This is a genomic window from Salipiger marinus, from assembly GCF_900100085.1.
In the GTDB taxonomy this organism is placed as follows: Bacteria; Pseudomonadota; Alphaproteobacteria; order Rhodobacterales; family Rhodobacteraceae; genus Salipiger; species Salipiger marinus.
Genome location: NZ_FNEJ01000007.1, coordinates 244319 through 263302, shown reverse-complemented (window position 1 = coordinate 263302; position 18984 = coordinate 244319). Strand labels below are relative to the sequence as shown.

Sequence of the window (18984 nt, the reverse complement as noted above, 5' to 3'; positions counted from 1 at the left end):
CATCCGATTACCTGGGGTTCGACCTGGTCATGGTCAACAACCTGCCAGAGCCGAGCGTCCTGCTGGCTGACAGAGGCTATGATGCTGACCGCATTCGGAAAAAGATGGAGGCGCGGGAGGTGCTCACCCAAATTCCCATGCGCAAATCACGCAGGATGCGCGTGGGTGTGGATCATTCTCTCTATTCCTTGCGCAACCTTGTCGAGCGGTGCTTCAACAAGTTGAAAAACGCACGCCGTGTCGCCACACGCTACGACAAAACCGCTGAGAGCTTCTTGGGCTTCATCGACATCACCTCCATCCGACTTTGGCTGCGCCTTTTGTCAACATGACCTAGGTAACGAGGTTCAGCTTTGCGACCTCAAAATCAGAGGCTTTCTTGCCACAATCTTGACCGTCAATCGCCGTGGTTACATCCTGTATCTGAAGAATGAGAAAGAGCTGCCTTTGGTCAGGCCCCTCAACCGGTTTGCTCGTCAAAACCCAAAGCCGTTCATTCTGGTCAGGCAGCATGAACTTCTGAATTTCCAAAAGATCCGGATTTCCGGTGGCCATGACCCGCGCAAAAGACGCCTGCAGATCGGAATGACGCGTATCACTTGGCTGAGGCGGCAGGATCGTGAACAGATTTTGACCCACTGCATCAGCACGTTTGATGTGCATTGCGGCCAGATAGGCGTCGCTTACGGCGATCACATCGAAGTTCTCCGGAGAAAACACAAGAAACATGCCCGGGATGTTATCGAACATGACCTGAAACTGTCTGGCGAGCGCGTCGCTGGCCCGGCGGGCCGACTGCTCTCGCGCCAGCGCCTCGCGCATCCTCTGCTCGGCATGCACATGGCGGGTGACGTCGCGCGCGGAAATTAGCTCGGCAGGCCGTCCATGATGCAGCACGGTGTGGCCGATGATGTCGACATGAATGATTTCGCCGGATTTCAGACTGTGTCGCCAGACCCCGGCCTCATCCCGCCCCTCGGAGACGGCCTTGACGTTTTCCTCCAGCGCCGCGCAATCTTCGGGCGGCCGGATGTCCTTGATCGTCATTCCGAGAAACTCTTCGAGAGAGTAGCCGTATTTCACGATCGCTGCATTGTTCACAGATAGAAACTGAAACGTTTCCACGTCGTAAACCCACATCGGGTCAGGGTGGGACAGAAACAGACTGTCTGTAGTTATGTCCAAAATGTGGCCCCTGCACGCGGTTTGTGAAGGCGCTTCATGAAAAAAGCGCGCTATCCTCAGACGGTGGCGTAAAGGGTATGACGATGCAAGCTCGCGCCTGCTGCGCAGCCCGAGATGCCGCCTGCGGGTGCGCAGCGGATCAGACTGGTCATGGTGCGTTTTTAGCGTGTTACGGCAGATAGATTTATGGTGCTGCCGAGCGCTTCTTTAACTTCAGAATGACCTCAGGTGCGGGACTTGGCTGCCCCGCATCATTCAGACATGTTTCGCGTCATTACAGCAAAGACGCGATGGCGTTCCGGGTTGCCGTCGTGGTTTCGAGGGTCCGGCTATATTCCTTGCCGAAGGGGCTGCCTTTGGCACAGGCATGCTGCAGATCAACGCAGGTGTCCCGGAGCGCGGTGAAACCCATCAGCCCGGCGCGGGCCACGAGGAAGTGCGCGCGCCGGAAAATCTGGTCTCGGTCAAGGTCTTCCGGCGCGACATTCGGAAAGCTGTCCTGCAAACAGGATGACAGCTCCTCCAGCGCCAGACGGGTGCGATCTTCTCCAAAAAGTTCTCGAAGTTCTTCAAAAATCTCGGGGTCGAAAATGTCTCTGGACACAGAATCCCTCAAGGCAAAATCTGGGGTTACGTGATCCTGTTCATATAGCTCAGACTTAGCGCCGGACAGGTCTTCGGGGTACTTTTTAATAGCCATAGCAGCATACCTGCATACGTTACAGAATGTGACCATATAACGACTTTTTCCGCCAGTATAGCCCGAATCTCTGCCTCCGTGCCGGTTCGCGCCTATCGGCGTCGAGGAGTGGTCTTGAATGGCGTCGGAAGCTGGGTTTGCCTTTGGATGGGGTCGTTTGCAGGTCTGGAAGTCACCAAATGACCTGCGCTCTTGTCCTGTCGGTCACGTGACAGGCGGAGCAGCCTTGCTGGCACTTGGGTTTGGCGCGGTCTGGGGATCCTATTTGCGCCGTGTCACATCGCGTTTGAACTTAAAATACGTCTAAATTTGGGCGAAACCATGCCACACCAAGCCGATACTCAAACCCGGGTCGGAGCCCTTTTCAGTTCGTCGGGGCCTCGGCGGGGATATCCTCGGCTCCGCCCATTTCCGTATCTTCGCAGAGACCGGCGCCGCAGTTGTAGGACTGCAGCTGCACACCCCGGCGCACCGTCACCATTCCGGGTTTCTGCGCGCTGACATGCACCATCACATTGGCGATCACGCCACCCTTATCGTCCAGCGCAATCAGATTGGTCGTGCCGACCATGCGCCCCGTAAGGATAATGGTCTGTTCATTGGCCAGACTCGCATCGACGATTTCGGATTTGCCGACCGCGATTGCGCTCATTTCCCCATCAATTTGCAGAACGCTGGCAAAGTCTACCGCCAGAGACACGGTCCGGAATGGCGATTCCCTGCTGGCGGGCGCGGATATGGCATTTGATGCCAGCACACTCTGCGCAGAGGACACGACGACCACGGCATCAGCACAGGCGCCAGAGGCGATGACTGCCGAAAGAAGAAATCCGCCAGCGAAGGATCGGGGAAACTGCATCGGTTTTCCTTTCATATGGCGGTTGACTGAAAACGGGGTGGACCCCCGGTGTGCGGGGGCTTGGTCAGCCAAGGGGGATGCGGCGGCTTACCGTCAGCATGAGCCCGTCAGCGGTGAGGGAGGGGATGAACAGGCTCAGCGGGTAGCGAATCAGCAGGGTGCGGAAGGTGACGCCGTCGACCGATTCGGCGCCCAGAGCGACCTCCAGATCCTCCGACATGCCGAAGGTGATGGCGCCGCGGATTGTCTCCTCGACCGTGATATTCGTCACGGCTTGGTTCATAAGGATAGTCCGGGCGCCGACATCCGCCGCATAGGACATCTCGTTGCGCATGTAGAAGCTTCGGCCAAATTCCAGTATCGCCAGCATCAGCGTGATGGCAATCAGGCCCACCAGCGCAAATTCGACAGCGACGGCGCCGCTTTCTGACCGCCACACCCGGGCGCGACGGACGCTCACCTGACCTGAACCTGGATGGATTTCGACTGCGAGAAGCGCGGCAGCAGCAGGCCGGCATAGGTCTTCTGCGCCGAAAGCACATAGAAGATCTGGGTCGGCGTACCCCCGTCGCAGGTGGTCGAACAGGCGACGGCGACATCCGGCTCTTCGGCGCAGTTGCACAGCGTGCCCACATCGAGGGCAAGCGTGGCATCGTCACCTTGGGTGCCTGCGGTGGCAAGGGTCATGTTCTGTGCCGCAGTTGTGCGCAGGATCCGATCAATGGCAGAAACGCCGATGTCATGGGTGGCGCCCTGTGCCCCGGCGCGCAGGATATGGCCGATGGTCATGCGCTCTGAAATCGCCAGTCCCAGATCGGTCATTGCCAGCAGCGACAGCACCAGCATGGGGGCGATCAGGGCGAATTCGACGGCGGAAACACCCCTGTCATCACGCAGGGCGGCAGTGCCCGCGCGGACCATGGGTCGCGCGCCAAGCTTGGGATGTCGAACCAGATGGCCCATCGCCTGCCCTCCCGTTTTGCTTGCGGCCTGTTTGGCGCGGACAGGGGCAGCGCGCCCCGCATGGTCCTGCGTCCGCGGCCAATCTACAGGCAAGCCGGGCGCGAACCTACCTGACCGGACAGGCTGGCCGAACGGATAGGTGCTGGTCGCGGGATCTCAATAAAACAAGGGAATTTCGGCGGCTGCAGGCCGTCTGGCGGGCCAAACCGGTGCCCGTTGCGACCAAACCGGCCCAAACGCCCTGGCCAGCTGTCCAGCCCATCAAGCCAAGTAGCCGCGCCGGTTCTGCCGTGCAACCTTCACCGGGACGCTGATGGTTCGGCGTCCGCCACGGCCGGACTGCCGCAGCTGGTGTCATCTTGGGCTCTCTCTCAGCACACCCAAAAAGGGGAAAACCTATGACGAACTTCATCTCCCGTTTCAAAAAAGACGAATCCGGCGCCACCGCGATCGAATACGGCCTGATCGCCGGCCTGATCTCGGTCGTCATCATCACCGCCCTTGTCCTGCTTGGGCCGACGCTTGAGGGCGTCTTCACCGGCATCAACACCGAACTGACCCCGACCGGTCTGTAATCCATCGGGACTGTCGGCGGAGACCGCTCCGCCGATAGCCCTGATCCCGACAGGAAAACCGGAGGTGGCTGTGGTCTTCACCTTGCTTGGCTGTGCTGTCTTTGTCCTGCTCCTCCTGCAGGCAGGGCTTGGCGATCTGGCAAGGATGCGGATCCCGAACCGGCTCGTGCTGGCCCTGCTGCTGGGCTACGCGGTGCTGGCGCCACTTTCCGGCTTCTCCCTGCTGGCGATCTCTCTCGGCCTTGGGGGGGCTGCCGTCGTCTTCGGTCTTGGCCTGTGCCTTTTCGCCTGCGGGTGGATGGGTGGGGGAGATGTCAAGCTGATGGCGGTGGTCTCCCTGTGGCTGGGACTGCCCCATCTGGGGGATTTCCTGCTCTGGACCTCCGTGTTTGGCGGGCTTCTGACGCTGGGTCTGATGATCTGTCGCGCGCGCCCCCTGCCCGAGGCTCTGGCCGGACGCGCGCTGTCGCTGCGCGCGGGCGAGACCCGGGTGCCCTATGGCGTTGCGATCGCGGCGGCGGGGCTTTTTGTGTTTGCGTCGACGCCATGGACCGCGCCGCTGTGGTGACGCGGGACCGGACTGCGCCCGCCCTGTTCTGGAAGGACGTACCATGCTGCGTGGATTGATCTTTCTTGTCGCCCTCTCGGCCGGTGGCATCGCGGCCTGGATCACGCTGGGCACCTCTGGGGCCGTGACCGCCGCCACCAACCGCGACGGCACGGTCGACTCCCTCGGCATGACCGAAATTCTGGTGGCCGCCGTCGATCTGCCTTCGGGCGCCGTGATTGATGCCTCCTCCGTAAGCTGGCAGCGCTGGCCGGATGGCGCGATCAACCCCGCCTTCATCACCCGCGCCCAGCGGTCCAGCGCCCCGCAGTCGCTTGCCGGGATGATCGTCCGTAACGGCATGGTGGCGGGCGAGCCTGTCCATGACAGCAAGCTGTCCACCGGGGATGCGGGCGCGCTTGCGGTCATGCTGGCCTCTGGCAAGCGCGCCATCGCGGTGCGCATCAATGCCGAAAACAGCGCGGGCGGTTTTGTGCTGCCCAATGACCGGGTCGATGTGCTGCTGACCACCAGCCGCGTCGATGCAAGCGGCAACACCCAGGTCAGCAGTCGGCTGATCCTGAAGAACATCAAGGTTCTGGCGGTGGACCAGACCATCGACGGGTCAAACGAAGCCGTGGTCGGCAAGACCGCCACGCTGGAACTGAGCCCCCCCGAGGTCGAGATCGTCACGGCGGCCCAAGTGTCCGGCGCACTGTCGCTGGCCCTGCGGTCCCTTTCCGACATCGCCGAGGAATCGATGGTGATGGTCGAGGAGAAAAAGACGCTGCGGATCTTCCGCGGCGGGCAGATCGAAGTGGTTGCGCTGGAGTGATCCGGTCGGCCCGGCTTTGGACCCTGACTTCGGAGCGAACATGAAACACACGCCGCTTGAGCTCCGTCCCGACGCGCTGGTCGGGCAGCCGCAGACCCAGCCGGTGGGCACGACGCCCCATATCTCGCTGCATGCCTTCTGCGAAACCTCCGCCGTCGCCGCCTCCATGGGGCGGGTGGCCAGCGACCGGCGCCTGTCCCGCGCCCGGGTGAGCGTGACCATGGGCGGCATCGCTGCCGCCACCAGCTATTGCAGCGGCCAGCCGACGCCGGATGTGATGATCCTTGAAAACGGCGGCAGCCGGGCCGACCTGCTGGCGGCGCTGGCGGATCTGGCGCCGGTCTGCGACCCGGCCACCAAGGTCATCGTGGTGGGTGCCACCAATGACATCGCGCTTTACCGCGAACTGGTGGCGGAAGGTGTTGCGGAGTATCTGCTGGCCCCCGTCGACGCGCTGGCCCTGATCGGCGCGGTGCTGCGGCTTTTTCCGAATGAAGGCGCCGCGCATATCGGCAAGATCCACGCGGTGATCGGCACCAAAGGCGGCGTGGGCTCTTCGGTGCTGGCGCAGAATCTGGCATGGACCATGTCGCAGGGCAGCACTGCCACGCTGCTGGCCGATCTGGATCTGCAGTTCGGGACTGTCGCGCTCAACTGCAACATCGAATGCCATACCGGCTTTGCCGACCAGCTGCCCGAGGGCCAGAACCTTGACGGCACCCTGCTGGAACGGCTGCTGTTCAAACACGGCCCGGATCTGAGCATCCTGCCCTGCGCCACGGCGGCGCAGATCGCCCGCGATCCGGATGTGGACGTCATCAGAAAGATGCTGGATCTGGCGCGGGCCACCTTTCCGCATGTGGTGCTGGATCTTCCGAACGCATGGTCGCCGCTGGTGCGCAGCACGCTGGTGGCGGCGGACAACATCCTGCTTGTCGCAGAACCGGATCTGGCCAATCTGCGCAACGCCCGCGGCATGCTCGATTTTCTGAAAATGACCCGGCCCAATGACGACCCGCCGCAGCTGATCCTCAACCGGGTCGGGCTGCCGAAACGCCGGGAAATCAAGCCGGAGAAATTCGCGGCAGCGCTGGAAACCGACCTTGCGGCAAAGATCGCCTTTGATCCGGCGCTGTTCAGCTCGGCCACCGCCAATGGCCAGATGATCGAGGAAGTGTCGAAGACCGCCCCCATGACCCGCGTCCTGCAGCATCTGGCCGAACAGCTGACCGGGCGCACCCATGCAACCAAACGCCGGGGCCTTGGCCGCCTCTGGGGCCGCTAGGCGCCAGTCACGAAACGGACCGCCCCCGCCGGGGCCTGACCACAGACCAGACCCAAAACGAGGACACCGCAGCATGTTCGGCAAGAAAAGCGATCTCGCCCCCGCAGACAGCGCCGCCCCCTCCTCCGGCGTGCGTCACCTCAAGATCATTCCCGACAGGGCCGCCGTGACCATCACCCCCACGACGGAGGCACCCACCGCCACACCGCAGAAGGCCAAGGCCTATTACGATCTGAAGAAAGAGATTTTCGAGGCCCTGCTCGAAGCGATCGACGTGGCGCAGCTGACCACGATGGATGTGGCCGAAGCGCGCAGCGAAGTCAGCGGCATCGCCACCGACATTCTGGCGGCGAAACGGGCGGTGATCTCGACCGCGGTGCAGGACGAACTGGTTTCCGACATCTGCAACGACGTGCTGGGCTACGGACCGCTGGAGCCGCTGCTGGCCCGCGACGACATCGCGGATATCATGGTGAATGGCGATAATTACATCTTCATCGAAGTTGCGGGCAAGGTCATCCAGACCGACATCCGCTTCCGCGACAACACCCAGCTTCTGAATGTCTGCCAGCGCATCGTCAGTCAGGTCGGGCGGCGGGTGGATGAATCAAGCCCGATCTGCGACGCCCGCCTGCCCGATGGCAGCCGCGTCAATGTCATCGCCCCGCCCCTGGCGCTGGAAGGGCCGACGCTGACGATCCGCCGCTTCAAGAAGGACAAGCTGACGCTGGACCAGCTGGTCGATTATGGCGCGATCACGCCGGAGGGCGCCGAAATCCTCAAGATCATCGGGCGGGTGCGCTGCAACATCATCATTTCCGGCGGCACCGGATCGGGCAAGACCACGCTGCTCAACTGCCTGACCCGCTATGTCGATCCGGACGAGCGCATCATCACCTGCGAGGATTCCGCCGAACTGCAGCTGCAGCAGCCCCATGTGGTGCGTCTGGAAACCCGCCCCCCGAACATCGAGGGCGCGGGCGAGATCACCATGCGGCAGCTGGTGAAGAACTGCCTGCGGATGCGCCCCGAACGGATCATCGTGGGCGAGGTGCGCGGCCCCGAGGCGTTCGACCTGCTGCAGGCCATGAACACCGGCCATGACGGATCCATGGGCACCCTGCACGCCAACAGCCCGCGCGAGGCGCTGTCGCGGATCGAATCCATGATCACCATGGGGGGCTTTTCGCTGCCGATGAAGACCATCCGCGAAATGGCGGTGTCGTCCATCGACATCATCATTCAGGCGGCGCGCCTGCGCGACGGCTCGCGGCGGATCACCCACATCACCGAGGTGCTGGGGCTGGAAGGCGACGTGCCGATCACGCAGGATCTGTTCATCTACGACATGAGCGGCGAGGACGCGCAGGGCAAGATCATCGGCCAGCACCGGTCTACCGGGATCGGGCGTCCGGCCTTCTGGGACAAGGCCCGCTACTATGGCGAAGACCAGCGCCTGTCCGCCGCGCTGGAGGCGGCGCGGGTCAAGTCCAGCTAATCCCGCCGCCTCTGCAAGGAGCCCCTCCGATGTCCCCGGCTGTTACCCTGATCCTGACCTTCGCGCTTGTGGCGCTCTGCGTGGGCGGCCTGCTTTTCGCGATGTTCCAGCCGCAGCTGGTCAGATCGGCGCGGGCACGGCAGCGCGTCGGCATGGTCATCACCCATCGCCCTTCCTCCGCCCGGCCGCAGGAAGTGGACGAGGGCGCAAGGCGCCGCCGCTCCGTCGAGGAGACCCTGCGCGAGATCGAACAGAAGCAGAAGGCGCTAAGCCGCAGCCGCGCCCGCAAGAGCCTGCAGCACCGTCTGCGCGAGGCGGGGCTGGACTGGACCAAGCGGACCTATCTGGGGATATGCCTTGCAACCGCGGGCCTGCTGTTCCTGCTGCTGTGGGCGGGCTTCGGAGTTTCCCTGATCACCACCGCGCTTCTGGCGCCGCTTGGCGGCCTGCTGCTGCCGCGGGCCTATCTTGGGCTGCGCCGCAAACGCAGGCTCGCGGCCTTTGCGGTGCAGTTTCCCGATGCGGTCGATGTCATCGTGCGCGGCGTCAAATCGGGCATGCCGCTCAGCGACTGCATCCGGGTGATCGCCGTCGAGGGGCAGGAGCCGGTGCGCAGCGAATTCAAGACGGTGCTGGACGACCAGACCATCGGCGCGCCCATGCCGGAAGCCGTGCAGCGTATGGCGCAGCGGGTGCCGCTTCCGGAAACCAACTTCCTCTCCATCGTCATCACCATCCAAAGCCGCAGCGGTGGCAACCTGACCGAAGCGCTTGGCAACCTGTCCACCGTGCTGCGGGAGCGCAAGAAAATGCGCGCCAAGATCAAGGCGATGAGTTCAGAGGCCAAGGCGTCGGGCGGGATCATCGGGGCGCTGCCGCCCATCGTCGGAAGCCTGCTGTTCCTGACCAGCCCCGACTATATCTCGCTGCTCTTCACCACGACGACGGGCAACATGGTTCTGGCGGGCAGCGCGGTCTGGATGGGCATCGGCGTGCTGGTGATGCACAACATGATCAATTTCGATTTCTAGGGGCGCAGGGATGAACTTTGATCCCCTTGGCTTTGACCGCGATCTGCTGGTCACCATCGCGGCGGTGCTTGCGGTGGTCTGCGGCATTCTGGCGGCAGGCTGGCCCTATCTGGTGCGCGACGATCAGGAAGAGCGCATGCGCCGCGTGGTGCAGTCCTCCACCCGGCCCCGCCTGACCGATCCGGCGCTGTCGACCGAAGGCAGGCGGCGCACCCTGCTGCGGAGCGAGCCCAGCAAGATCCTGTCCGCCATCGTCGAACGTTTCAACCTCGCCCGCAAGCTGGAGGGGGGCGCCACGCTGCAGCTGCTCCGCTCCGCCGGGTTCCGGGGCCGCGCCCCGGTCATCACCTTCCTTGCGATGCGCGTGCTGATGCCGGTCATCGTCTTTGGCGTGGCGTCGTTTTACATCTTCGTGGTGATCAAGCCGGATCTGCCGCTGCTGGCGGAACTGGGCATCGCCGTGGTGCTGAGCGGCCTCGGCTATTACCTGCCCACGGTCTATGTCAAAAACCGCATCACGAAGCGCCAGAAATCGATCCGGCGGTCATGGCCCGATGCGCTGGATCTGCTGCTGATCTGTGTCGAATCCGGCATGAGCAGCGAGCATGCCTTTCGCAAGGTCGCGGACGAAATCGGCGACCAGTCGCGGGAGCTTGCCGAAGAACTGTCGCTGACCACGGCAGAGCTCGCCTTTCTGTCGGACCGCAAGACCGCCTACGAGAACCTTGGCAAACGCACCGATCTCGACGGGGTGAAATCCGTGGTCTCGGGGCTGATGCAGTCGGAAAAATACGGCACCTCGCTGGCCCATGCCCTGCGGGTTCTGGCGCAGGAAAACCGCAACATGCGCATGAGCGAGGCCGAAAAGAAGGCCGCCGCCCTGCCGCCAAAACTCACCGTGCCGATGATCCTGTTTTTTCTTCCGGTGCTCTTCGCGGTCGTGCTCACCCCGGCGGTGATCCAGATCATGAACAACTAGACGCCCCGCCCTGCTTGGATTTCAGGACATGTTCACCCGCCCCAAAACCCGCCCTTGCGATCCCCACTCCCGGCCCCGCAGGGGCTGGCGGCGGCGCCTTGCCCGGCACGTGTCCGGGTTTGCCGCCGACAGCCAAGGCGCGGTAGCCATTCTTGCCGCGCTGACGATGCCGGTTCTGGTGCTGGGCATGGGGCTAGGGGCAGAGGCGGGATACCAGTATATGGTCCAGCGCAATCTGCAGCACGCCGCCGATCTTGCCGCCCATGCCGGTGGCACAAGGCTGCGCGCGGGCGACAGCAAGGCGGCGATCGATGCCGCAGCGCTGCATGTGGCCACGCAGGCCGAATTTGCCGTCGACGAGGGCAGCTTCGTGCTCAACACGCCGCCCGCCACCGGCCCCAATGCCGGCAGTGCCGCAGGGGTCGAAGTGCTGCTGACCAAGACGCAGCCGCGGTTCTTTTCCGCGATCATCGACAATGAACCGCTGGTGATCTCGGCCAGAGCGGTGGCTGCCGTGGTCACCACCGGCTCGGCGGCCTGCGTGCTTGCCCTGTCCCCGACCGGATCCCGGGCGGTGACGGTCAGCGGCTCCACCAATGTCTCGCTCGAAGGCTGCGATGTGGCGTCGAATTCCAACGCCTCGGACGCCTTCTGGATGGCCAATTCCTCGGCGCGGCTGACCGTGGGCTGCGTGAATACCGTGGGTGGTGCCGTGACCAGCAGCAACCTGCAGCTTCTGGACTGCCCGGCGGTCAATGAATACACACCCGTCGTCCGCGATCCCTATGCCCATCTTGCAGAGCCCAGCATCAGCGTGCCCTGCGAAAACGACACCAAGGCCTCGGTCTTCACCCCCAGCTTCGCCCATCCCAGCGGCGTGCCCGCGATGCGGTTCTGCGGCGGTCTTGATGTCAAGAAACAGGTGACCTTCAACCCGGGGCTCTACATCATCGATGGCGGGGATCTGACGCTCAATGCCAATGGCGAGGCCATCGAAGGGGGCGTCGGCATGGATGTGCAGGGCGCGACCTTCTACCTGACCGGGAATGCGCAGCTCAAGCTGACGGGCAATGGCGGGCTCAACATGCAGGCCCCCACGACCGGCCCCTTCAGCGGCATTCTGGTCTTTGGCAGCCGCAGCCAGCACGGGGTGACCCACGAAATCCGCGGCAACTCCGGATCGACCACGCAGGGCGCGCTGTATATGCCCACCTCCGAGATCGTGTTCAGCGGCAATTCCACCACCGTCAACGGCTGCACGCAGGTGATCGGCCTGACGGTCGAATTTACCGGCAACTCCACGCTGCGCTCCACCTGCACGACCTTCGACGCCCCAAGGATCGAGACAAACGTGCTGGTCAGCCTCGTGGAGTGACAGACGCCCTGCCCTGCCGGGGGTGTCGCGGAACATCTTTACAAAACTAGAAATATGGTTATGTTATGCGGCATGACCAGCACCAGCCCCACCGCCCGCGCCCTTGCCGCCCTTGGCCATGATGCCCGGCTTGCGATCTTTCGCCTGCTGGTGAAAGCCGGGGAGGACGGGCTGCGCGTCGGCGATATCGGCGACCATCTGGGCCTGGCGCCCTCGACGCTGGCACATCATCTGTCCACCCTCGTCGAGGCAGGGCTGGTGCGACAGGACAAGCAGGGGCGCGAGGTGTTCAACCGCGTCGATTTCCCCGTCATGCGGCAGGTGCTGACTTTCCTGACCTCGGAATGCTGCAGCGGCGTGGCCATGCGCCGGGCGGAGGATGCCGCATGATCGGGCGCCATTTTTTCAACCAAAAACAACCATAAATCCGGATATTTGGTCATGACAGAAACAAGCCTTGCCTCCCCCAGCCTGCGGTCCGCCCTGCGCCATCTGTGGCAGGACCAGCGTGTCTGGCTCGCCACCGCCGCGATCCTTGGAACCGTGGCCCTGTTCGACCCGTCTCAGGCCGCGCAGAGCGCGCGGTTCGCCGGTCAGGCGCTGCTGACCACAGCACCCTTCCTGATCCTGTCCATCGCCCTTGCCGCATGGGCCGGGGCAACGGGGGCCGACAATCTGATCGCCCGCGCCTTCACCGGGGCGCCGACCCTGATGATCGCGCTTGGCGCGCTGGCGGGGGGTCTGTCGCCCTTCTGTTCCTGCGGGGTCATCCCGCTTGTTGCCGCGCTTCTGTCCATGGGCGTGCCGCTTTCGGCGGTGATGGCCTTCTGGTTGGCCTCGCCGATCATGGATCCGTCGATGTTCGTGCTGACGGCGGGGGTTCTGGGTCCGGAATTTGCGGTGGCCAAGACGCTGACCGCGCTGGGGCTGGGGCTGTTCGGCGGCACCGTGACGCATGTGCTGAGCCGGGGCGGCGCCTTTGCCGCGCCGCTGCGCGACGGCATCGGCAGCGGCGGCTGCGGCGGGGTGCGGATCCGCGCGCCAAAGCCCGTGATCTGGCGGTTCTGGGCCGAGCCAGACCGCCGGGCCAAATTCGGCAGGACAGCGTGGAGCACGACGCTGTTCCTCGCCAGATGGCTGATGCTGGCCTTCGTGCTGGAAAGCCTGATGCTGGCATGGATCCCCGCCGAAACCGTGACCGCGACGCTGGGCGGGGACGGCCTGCTGCCCATCCTGACCGCGACGCTGGTGGGGGTGCCCGCCTATCTCAACGGCTATGCGGCGCTGCCGCTGGTTGGCGGGCTGATCGAACAGGGCATGGCCCCGGGCGCGGGCATGGCCTTTCTGGTCGCGGGTGGCGTCACCTCCATCCCGGCGGCCATTGCGGTCTGGGCGCTGGCCCGGCCACAGGTCTTTGCGCTTTATATCGCGCTGTCACTGATCGGCACCTTCACCTCGGGCCTGCTGTTCCAGATCTGGACCACTCTGGCATAACGCAAGGGCGGGGCCGGCGCCCCGCTCCCCTCTTCCCCGCCTCTGCTGACGGGCAGCCAAGACCCCCAACATGTCCTCCGGATGATCCGCAGCACGGCCTGCGGATCCGTCTTTTTGGGGGCAAGTCAGCCCCTCTGCAGCCGCCGGAACCTCGGGCCGCCGGCCCCGATCTTGGCGGTGACATCGGCCGGAATCATATATACGGCTACGCCGATATGAATGGCATTTCACGGGCAATTCGAATCACCAAAGGCTGCCATTTATGCAATGCCATATTTTAATTAATAATTGGAACCTAACTTAATCCTGCCTACTTTCCCGAATTTCTGCCCCAATCCGGACAACATCTTTGCCTGTTCCTGAAATAATCTCGCGAATCTTCACGTATTCGGCGTTTTGCGAGATTCGAAATTGACTCAATTTGATTTCTGGTCCGCACTAAGCGAGCGACCACAAATTATTCTGGAGCGTTCAATGGCGTATGATGTCTATGGAGTTCTCGATCCTCTGGGTGCGGGATTGATTCAGGTTGATGCCAGCACCCAGCTGAGATCGGATGTCGAGCTGACCGACGAAAGCGACGGCACCTCGGACGATCAGTCCGTTCTGGGCGATGTCGATGATGACACGTTCAGCTATCCCGGCCTCATCGTCGGGGATGTGGAGCATGAATATCGCGGTGCCGCCGTGGACGAGAGCGGCAATGTCATCGGCTTTTTCGCCTCTGAAGTTGGTCTTGGCGGGCTTCTGGGCACCAAATTCTTTGTCCCCGAAGGCACCACCGTTCCCGATGGTCTGAGCGTGACGCTGCTGGGGGGGGATACCGCCGATCCCAGCACGCAATGGGACATCGCCGCCGAAGCGCCGGTCTGTTTTCTGGAAGGCACGCATATCGCCACGCCCGAGGGCGAGCGGACAGTTGAATCGCTGCTTGTCGGCGACACGGTTCAGACCGAGGACGGTCGCGAAATGACCGTGCGCTGGATGGGATATCGGACCTGCGCCTTGCCATTTGTCGATGCCCGCCGTGCAATTCCAATTCTGATCCGTCAGGGCGCCCTTGGCAGCAGCCTGCCGCACCGCGATCTGTGCGTGTCGCCGACCCATGCCATTCATATGGACGGCGTGCTTATTCAGGCAGAAGCGCTGCTGAATGGCGATTCCATCCGGCAGATGCCGCTGAGCCGGGGCGAGCCGTTCACCTATTTCCACATCGAGCTTGACGAGCACGCGCTGGTGTTGGCCGAGGGTGTCGCCTCCGAAAGCTTTGCCGACGGAATCTCGACGCTGCGCTTCGACAACTGGGAGGATCGCCAAGCCCTGCGCGGGGACCAGACGATCCCGCAGATGGACCTGCCGCGCCTCAAGGCGGCGCGTCAGCTGCCGCGCGCCCTGCGTGACCGGATGATGCTGCGCAAGACGGCCTGAGACGGCCTGCACAACGGTTACGGGCCGGGGCGGCAGCGCCCCGGCCTTTGCTTTTGCTCAGCCGAAATACCGGGCCGGATCGAAGCTCAGCCAATCGGCAGCGGGTTCCTGCGTGACGGGGCAGTCAAGCGCTACCCATGCGCGGGCGCGATGCGCTGGCAGGGCGCGCAGGCTTTCGGACAGCGCCGCTGCCGCTGCCGCCCGCGTCAGCGCGCCCTTGCCCAGCGACAGCCAGTCGGCATCCGCCTCGTCGCGCAGCACGCTCTGGACCGCATCGCGCAGCGCCAGCCGCGCCAGAGCGCTGCCGGGCGCGCAGCCGACCAGCCCCGGCTCCACCAGCCCCATCCCGTCCTGCTGCACCAGCACCGAGGCGCCTTCGGTCAGGGCGGCAAGGCTCTGCTGGCAGCGCGCGTCGGGGGCGGCCCAGAGCCCGCCCTCGCGCAGCAGCACGGCAGCCCGGACTAGCGCCGCGCGCGCGGCGGGCGTGCGCGCCCGGGCAAAGGCCTGTGCCGCCACCGGATCGCCCGCCCGCCTCAGATAGGTCTGCGCCATGGCGCGGGTGACCAGCCGATGCTCCCAGTCCGGGTGATGGCGGCGCCAGCTGTCCATCAGCCCGATCAGGTCGCGCCCCGGCGCCGGGCCCTCCCAATACTGCACGATCCGCTGCGGGATGGGCACGGCATGGTCCGGGCGGGCATGTGGCAGATCAAGCACCATCAATGCCAGCATCAACGATTGCGGCTCCGCCTCTGCCAGCCGGGCGAGCCCTGCCGGATCACAGCCGCGCGCCTGCGCGATCAGGGCACGGTCGGCCACCAGATCGTCCACGAGCGCCAGCAGATGCCGCAGCGCGCGTTTGCCGCCCCGGGCGCGACGGACCTCGCGGCGCAGCGGCGCCAGCGTGGCATAAGCCTCGGGCCAGAGGCGGGCGCGGATCTGCGCCTCTGCCAGCGCGCCCAGCCTTTCGGGCGAGTCCGCTGGCCCGGCCTGCAGCAGGTGCAGCGCCGCGTCGTGACGGCCCTGCCCGCCCAGAATGGCGGCGCGCAGCCGCAGGCCCCGCTGCGGATCGGTCCTGTCGGGCAGCGCCGACAGTTCGGCCTCGGCGGTGGCGATGTCGTCGCGGGACAGCGCCCGCGCCACCGCGATTTCTGCCCGCTCCGGCAGATCGCGGGGCGGCACCTCGCGCGTCAGCAGCGTGTCGCAAAGCGCGCCCTCGCCGCTCTGCCACGCCGCGCGCAGCCGGGTCATGCTCAGATCGGGAAGCGCGCCCAGCCGGTCCTCGGCACAGGTCATCGCCAGCGCCGAGGCCGTCTGGCTGACCTGCTGGCGCAGCACCGCAAAGACCCGGTTCCATGGCCGGATGCTGCGCGGCGCCACGGCCATGGCGCGGCGGTGACAGGCCAGCGCGGCGCGGGGATGGCCCCGCTCGGCCGCGAGGCCCGCCAGCCCCATCCATGCCTCGACGGTCGGATCCTGCGCCAGCAGCAGCCGCTGGAGCCGCCATGCCCCGCGCAGGCTGCCCGCCTGCCGCGCAACATCCACCGCCCGGCGCAGCCCCGCAGGATCAAGCCCGCCAAGCGCTGCGGCAAGCGCGAGCAGCGTCATGGTCTCTGCAGGCTGGCGGGCGTCGGCGTGGCGGGTGGCGCGCGCCATCAGCCGCGCCAGCTTCTCCTCCGCAGGCGCTGGTCCGCGCAGGTCACGCAGCCCTGCGGCCAGAACACGGGAACAGTCAGGCCCTGCCTGAAGACCCCCCTCCCCCCCAGGCGGTGCGGGCGCGGGCGGGGCAAAAAACGCGGCATCATGTGTCATTCCGCAAGCTTAGTCAGCGGCATGGCGCAGGGGCAACAGCTTTGCCTGCGCCATAGTCCATATGTCTAAAGCCCGGTGCGGCGCTGCCCGAGGCTACCAGTTGGTGAAGGCGCCGTCAGAGCGGCGCAGATGCGGCACCTCCGACCAGCGGAAGGGGGCGGCGGCGGCCAGGGCCGCCTCGTCGATCTCGATGCCAAGCCCGGGTTCGGTGGGCACCGGAAAATCCGCGCCGTCAAGCCGGAGGCGGTTCTGGAAAACCGGCGAGTCCTGCCGCGCCGCGTTGTCGTCGCCGGGGGTTTCCCAGCATTCAAGGAAGGCGTGGTTGGGAATGACGGCTGCCATATGGACGGTGGCGGCGGTGCAGATCGGTCCCAGCGGGTTATGCGGCATCACGTCGATGCCATGCGCCCGGCACCAGCCCGCGACCTTCATCGCCTCGGTGAAGCCGCCGACATTGCACAGGTCGATCCGCGCAAAATCGCAAAGCCCCTGCTCCACATAAGGCAGGAACTGCCAGCGCGAGGTGAATTCCTCGCCGATGGCCAGCGGCGTGCGGATCAGGCGGCGCAGCGCGGCATAGGCGGAAGGCGTCTCGTCGCGGATCGGTTCCTCGACAAAATCCAGCGTGGCTTCGGGGCAGCGCGCCATGAAGGCGGCGGCCTCGGCCACGCTGAAGCGGTGATGCAGGTCCGACCCCAGCATCACGCGCGGCCCAAGCGCGGCACGGCAGGCGGCGAGGATGCTGGGCCAGCGCCCGATGGTGTCGTGCGGGTCAAAGATTTCGGGCGCATCGGTGCGCCAGCCAAGGCGGAGGCAGGTCCAGCCCGCCGCCATCGTCTCCCGGGCAAGATCGATCAGGTGATCGCGGTCATCGGCGCGCACGCAGCCGAAGGTGGGCACGCGCGACCGCAGCGCCCCGCCGAGGATCTGATGCACCGGCACGTCCAGCGCCTTGCCCGCGATGTCATGCAGCGCGATGTCGAGCGCGGAAATCAGCGCGGCCGACACCCGGTCCCGTGCGATGCCCGGCTGCAACGCCAGCGCTTCCCACACCGCCGAGGGGCGCAGCGGATCGCGCCCCTCCAGCCAGTCGCCCAGATCGGCAAGCGCCCCGGCCACGGCCTGTTCGCGGGTGGTAAGCCCGGATTCCCCCCAGCCCGTCACCCCGCAGGCGGTGGTGACCTTGACCAGAAGCTGGTTCCTGTCGGCGATCCAGACCGGATAGGCGGCGACCGAGGCGATCTTCATGGCGGCTCTCCCTTACCAGTTGGTGACGGAGCCGTCGCGGCGGCGGAGCATGGGCGGGGCGGTGTATTCGAAGGGCGCGGCCTTCAGCCGCTCCTCGTCAACCTCCACGCCCAGCCCCGGCCCCTCGGGCACGGGATAGGAGGCGCCGTCAAGCTCAAGCTGCACCGGGAACAGCGCGCGGTCGTCGAAGCCCAGCCGTTCCACCGGGGTGGAGCGGCATTCAAGCCATGCAAAATTCGGCACGGCGGCGGCCAGATGGACGCTAGCCGCCGTGCAGACCGGGCCCAGCGGGTTATGGGGCATCAGGTCGACATAATGCGCCTCGGCCCAGCCCGCGACCTTCATCGCCTCGGTGAAGCCGCCGACATTGCAGATGTCGATCCGCGCGAATTGCAGGATGTCGCGTTCCACATAGGGCAGGAACTGCCATTTGGAGGAGAATTCCTCGCCGATGGCGAAGGGGATCTCGGTCATCCGCCGCAGGCTCTCATAGGCGGAGGGCGTCTCGTCGCGGATCGGCTCCTCCAGAAAGTCGATCGTGCCGCGCGGCAGTTTCTGGCAGAAAGAGGCGGCCTCGGCCACGGTCAGGCGGTGGTGATATTCGACCCCCAGCACCATCTCGGGGCCCAGTTCCTCGCGGGCGCGGGTGACCCAGTCGGCGGTGGTGGCGATGGACTCGCGCGGCTCGAAGATCGCCTCGTTCTCCTGCCCGTCCGCCATCAGCCGCACGCAGGTCCAGCCCGCCTCCGCCAGCTGGCGCACCTGCCGGATCATCTCTTCTCCGGGCGGGGCAGAGGTGGTGGCGAAGGTGGGCACGCTGTGCCGGTGCCGCCCGCCCAGAAGCTGGTGGACCGGCACGCCAAGCGCCTTGCCCTTGATGTCGTGGAAGGCGATGTCGAGCGCGGCAATGGCGGCGCTCAGCACGCGCCCGCCCTCGAAATACTGGCTGCGATACATCTCCTGCCAGAGCGCGCCCGCGTTCATCGGGTCTCGGCCAAGCAGGAACTGCGTGTAATGCGCGATGGCGCCCATCACCGCCTTCTCGCGATAGGACATGCCGGATTCGCCCCAGCCATAGATGCCCTCGTCCGTCTCGACCTTGACCAGAAGTTGGTTCCGCACGCCGACGCGGACAGGGTAGCTCTTGATCGCGGTGATCTTCATTCAATACCT

20 protein-coding genes are annotated in these 18984 nt (G+C 64.9%); 12 read left to right on the top strand and 8 right to left on the bottom strand.

The features are described 5' to 3' along the window. On the top strand, nucleotides 1-332 hold a 332-nt coding region (locus BLR51_RS10365; RefSeq protein WP_165616795.1), incomplete at its 5' end, for a transposase. A gap of 1 nt (nucleotide 333) precedes the next feature. On the opposite strand, the gene BLR51_RS10360 is transcribed toward BLR51_RS10365, so the two are convergent. The 5 genes from BLR51_RS10360 to BLR51_RS10340 form a co-directional block, all read right to left on the bottom strand. Next, a complete protein-coding gene (locus BLR51_RS10360) occupies nucleotides 334-1185 on the bottom strand; it encodes a PAS domain-containing protein (protein WP_278184858.1) in 852 nt (283 codons plus the stop codon). Nucleotides 1186-1459: 274 nt separating this feature from the next. Continuing rightward, entirely contained in the window at nucleotides 1460-1885 is a 426-nt protein-coding gene (locus tag BLR51_RS10355; RefSeq protein ID WP_165616793.1) for an Hpt domain-containing protein, read from the bottom strand. Between the two features lie 364 nt (nucleotides 1886-2249). Continuing rightward, nucleotides 2250-2744, bottom strand: coding sequence for a pilus assembly protein N-terminal domain-containing protein (locus BLR51_RS10350; RefSeq protein WP_165616792.1), 495 nt, complete (start codon nucleotides 2742-2744; stop codon nucleotides 2250-2252). A 64-nt stretch (nucleotides 2745-2808) separates the two neighbouring features. Next, nucleotides 2809-3204, bottom strand: coding sequence for a TadE/TadG family type IV pilus assembly protein (locus tag BLR51_RS10345; protein WP_165616791.1), 396 nt, complete (start codon nucleotides 3202-3204; stop codon nucleotides 2809-2811). Next, on the bottom strand, nucleotides 3201-3707 hold the full coding sequence (locus tag BLR51_RS10340; RefSeq protein ID WP_089846554.1) for a TadE/TadG family type IV pilus assembly protein: 507 nt from the start codon (nucleotides 3705-3707) through the stop codon (nucleotides 3201-3203). Before BLR51_RS10340 ends, BLR51_RS10345 begins: the two co-directional genes overlap by 4 nt. Nucleotides 3708-4105: 398 nt before the next feature. Between BLR51_RS10340 and BLR51_RS10335 the strand changes: the two genes are divergently transcribed. The 11 genes from BLR51_RS10335 to BLR51_RS10285 all read left to right on the top strand — a co-directional run bounded on the left by BLR51_RS10335 (nucleotide 4106) and on the right by BLR51_RS10285 (nucleotide 14754). Beyond that, nucleotides 4106-4282, top strand: coding sequence for a Flp family type IVb pilin (locus BLR51_RS10335; RefSeq protein ID WP_089846552.1), 177 nt, complete (start codon nucleotides 4106-4108; stop codon nucleotides 4280-4282). Nucleotides 4283-4346: 64 nt separating this feature from the next. Further along, nucleotides 4347-4850: an A24 family peptidase gene (locus BLR51_RS10330; RefSeq protein ID WP_207543612.1), complete on the top strand. Its 504-nt coding sequence runs from the start codon at nucleotides 4347-4349 to the stop codon at nucleotides 4848-4850. A 43-nt stretch (nucleotides 4851-4893) separates the two neighbouring features. Beyond that, nucleotides 4894-5664, top strand: coding sequence for a Flp pilus assembly protein CpaB (gene cpaB, locus BLR51_RS10325; RefSeq protein ID WP_165616789.1), 771 nt, complete (start codon nucleotides 4894-4896; stop codon nucleotides 5662-5664). 40 nt (nucleotides 5665-5704) lie between these two features. Beyond that, the gene (locus BLR51_RS10320; RefSeq protein ID WP_089846546.1) at nucleotides 5705-6949 is read left to right on the top strand and encodes a CpaE/TadZ family protein; all 1245 of its coding nucleotides are present in this window, start codon (nucleotides 5705-5707) and stop codon (nucleotides 6947-6949) included. 73 nt (nucleotides 6950-7022) lie between these two features. Continuing rightward, the gene (locus BLR51_RS10315; RefSeq protein WP_089846544.1) at nucleotides 7023-8447 is read left to right on the top strand and encodes a TadA family conjugal transfer-associated ATPase; all 1425 of its coding nucleotides are present in this window, start codon (nucleotides 7023-7025) and stop codon (nucleotides 8445-8447) included. 29 nt (nucleotides 8448-8476) lie between these two features. Then, nucleotides 8477-9478, top strand: a complete 1002-nt coding sequence (locus BLR51_RS10310) for a type II secretion system F family protein (RefSeq protein ID WP_089846542.1) — start codon at nucleotides 8477-8479, stop codon at nucleotides 9476-9478. Between the two features lie 10 nt (nucleotides 9479-9488). Then, the gene (locus tag BLR51_RS10305) at nucleotides 9489-10457 is read left to right on the top strand and encodes a type II secretion system F family protein (RefSeq protein ID WP_089846541.1); all 969 of its coding nucleotides are present in this window, start codon (nucleotides 9489-9491) and stop codon (nucleotides 10455-10457) included. A 109-nt stretch (nucleotides 10458-10566) separates the two neighbouring features. Beyond that, the gene (locus BLR51_RS10300) at nucleotides 10567-11832 is read left to right on the top strand and encodes a pilus assembly protein TadG-related protein (protein WP_089846538.1); all 1266 of its coding nucleotides are present in this window, start codon (nucleotides 10567-10569) and stop codon (nucleotides 11830-11832) included. A 72-nt stretch (nucleotides 11833-11904) separates the two neighbouring features. Beyond that, on the top strand, nucleotides 11905-12222 hold the full coding sequence (locus tag BLR51_RS10295; protein ID WP_089846536.1) for an ArsR/SmtB family transcription factor: 318 nt from the start codon (nucleotides 11905-11907) through the stop codon (nucleotides 12220-12222). 51 nt (nucleotides 12223-12273) lie between these two features. Beyond that, nucleotides 12274-13326 (top strand): permease, encoded by a 1053-nt coding sequence (locus tag BLR51_RS10290; protein ID WP_207543611.1) that lies wholly within the window; start codon nucleotides 12274-12276, stop codon nucleotides 13324-13326. 474 nt (nucleotides 13327-13800) lie between these two features. Further along, nucleotides 13801-14754 (top strand): Hint domain-containing protein, encoded by a 954-nt coding sequence (locus BLR51_RS10285; RefSeq protein WP_089846532.1) that lies wholly within the window; start codon nucleotides 13801-13803, stop codon nucleotides 14752-14754. A 57-nt stretch (nucleotides 14755-14811) separates the two neighbouring features. Here the strand turns inward: BLR51_RS10285 and BLR51_RS10280 are convergent, their stop codons facing one another. The 3 genes from BLR51_RS10280 to BLR51_RS10270 all read right to left on the bottom strand — a co-directional run bounded on the left by BLR51_RS10280 (nucleotide 14812) and on the right by BLR51_RS10270 (nucleotide 18975). Beyond that, on the bottom strand, nucleotides 14812-16407 hold the full coding sequence (locus tag BLR51_RS10280) for a glycosyltransferase (protein ID WP_089846531.1): 1596 nt from the start codon (nucleotides 16405-16407) through the stop codon (nucleotides 14812-14814). 249 nt (nucleotides 16408-16656) lie between these two features. Then, the gene (locus BLR51_RS10275) at nucleotides 16657-17811 is read right to left on the bottom strand and encodes a mandelate racemase/muconate lactonizing enzyme family protein (protein ID WP_089846529.1); all 1155 of its coding nucleotides are present in this window, start codon (nucleotides 17809-17811) and stop codon (nucleotides 16657-16659) included. Between the two features lie 12 nt (nucleotides 17812-17823). Then, on the bottom strand, nucleotides 17824-18975 hold the full coding sequence (locus BLR51_RS10270) for a mandelate racemase/muconate lactonizing enzyme family protein (protein WP_089846527.1): 1152 nt from the start codon (nucleotides 18973-18975) through the stop codon (nucleotides 17824-17826). Between the last annotated feature and the right edge of the window lie 9 nt (nucleotides 18976-18984).

Bases quoted from the DNA above. Each gene is read 5' to 3' on its own strand.
- cpaB (WP_165616789.1), top strand. From the start codon at position 4,894: ATGCTGCGTGGATTGATCTTTCTTGTCGCCCTCTCGGCCGGTGGCATC.
- BLR51_RS10295 (WP_089846536.1), top strand. From the start codon at position 11,905: ATGACCAGCACCAGCCCCACCGCCCGCGCCCTTGCCGCCCTTGGCCAT.
- BLR51_RS10355 (WP_165616793.1), bottom strand. From the start codon at position 1,885: ATGGCTATTAAAAAGTACCCCGAAGACCTGTCCGGCGCTAAGTCTGAG.
- BLR51_RS10290 (WP_207543611.1), top strand. From the start codon at position 12,274: ATGACAGAAACAAGCCTTGCCTCCCCCAGCCTGCGGTCCGCCCTGCGC.
- BLR51_RS10350 (WP_165616792.1), bottom strand. From the start codon at position 2,744: ATGCAGTTTCCCCGATCCTTCGCTGGCGGATTTCTTCTTTCGGCAGTC.
- BLR51_RS10315 (WP_089846544.1), top strand. From the start codon at position 7,023: ATGTTCGGCAAGAAAAGCGATCTCGCCCCCGCAGACAGCGCCGCCCCC.
- BLR51_RS10270 (WP_089846527.1), bottom strand. From the start codon at position 18,975: ATGAAGATCACCGCGATCAAGAGCTACCCTGTCCGCGTCGGCGTGCGG.
- BLR51_RS10275 (WP_089846529.1), bottom strand. From the start codon at position 17,811: ATGAAGATCGCCTCGGTCGCCGCCTATCCGGTCTGGATCGCCGACAGG.
- BLR51_RS10340 (WP_089846554.1), bottom strand. From the start codon at position 3,707: ATGGGCCATCTGGTTCGACATCCCAAGCTTGGCGCGCGACCCATGGTC.
- BLR51_RS10285 (WP_089846532.1), top strand. From the start codon at position 13,801: ATGGCGTATGATGTCTATGGAGTTCTCGATCCTCTGGGTGCGGGATTG.
- BLR51_RS10280 (WP_089846531.1), bottom strand. From the start codon at position 16,407: ATGGCGCGCGCCACCCGCCACGCCGACGCCCGCCAGCCTGCAGAGACC.
- BLR51_RS10335 (WP_089846552.1), top strand. From the start codon at position 4,106: ATGACGAACTTCATCTCCCGTTTCAAAAAAGACGAATCCGGCGCCACC.
- BLR51_RS10305 (WP_089846541.1), top strand. From the start codon at position 9,489: ATGAACTTTGATCCCCTTGGCTTTGACCGCGATCTGCTGGTCACCATC.
- BLR51_RS10310 (WP_089846542.1), top strand. From the start codon at position 8,477: ATGTCCCCGGCTGTTACCCTGATCCTGACCTTCGCGCTTGTGGCGCTC.
- BLR51_RS10320 (WP_089846546.1), top strand. From the start codon at position 5,705: ATGAAACACACGCCGCTTGAGCTCCGTCCCGACGCGCTGGTCGGGCAG.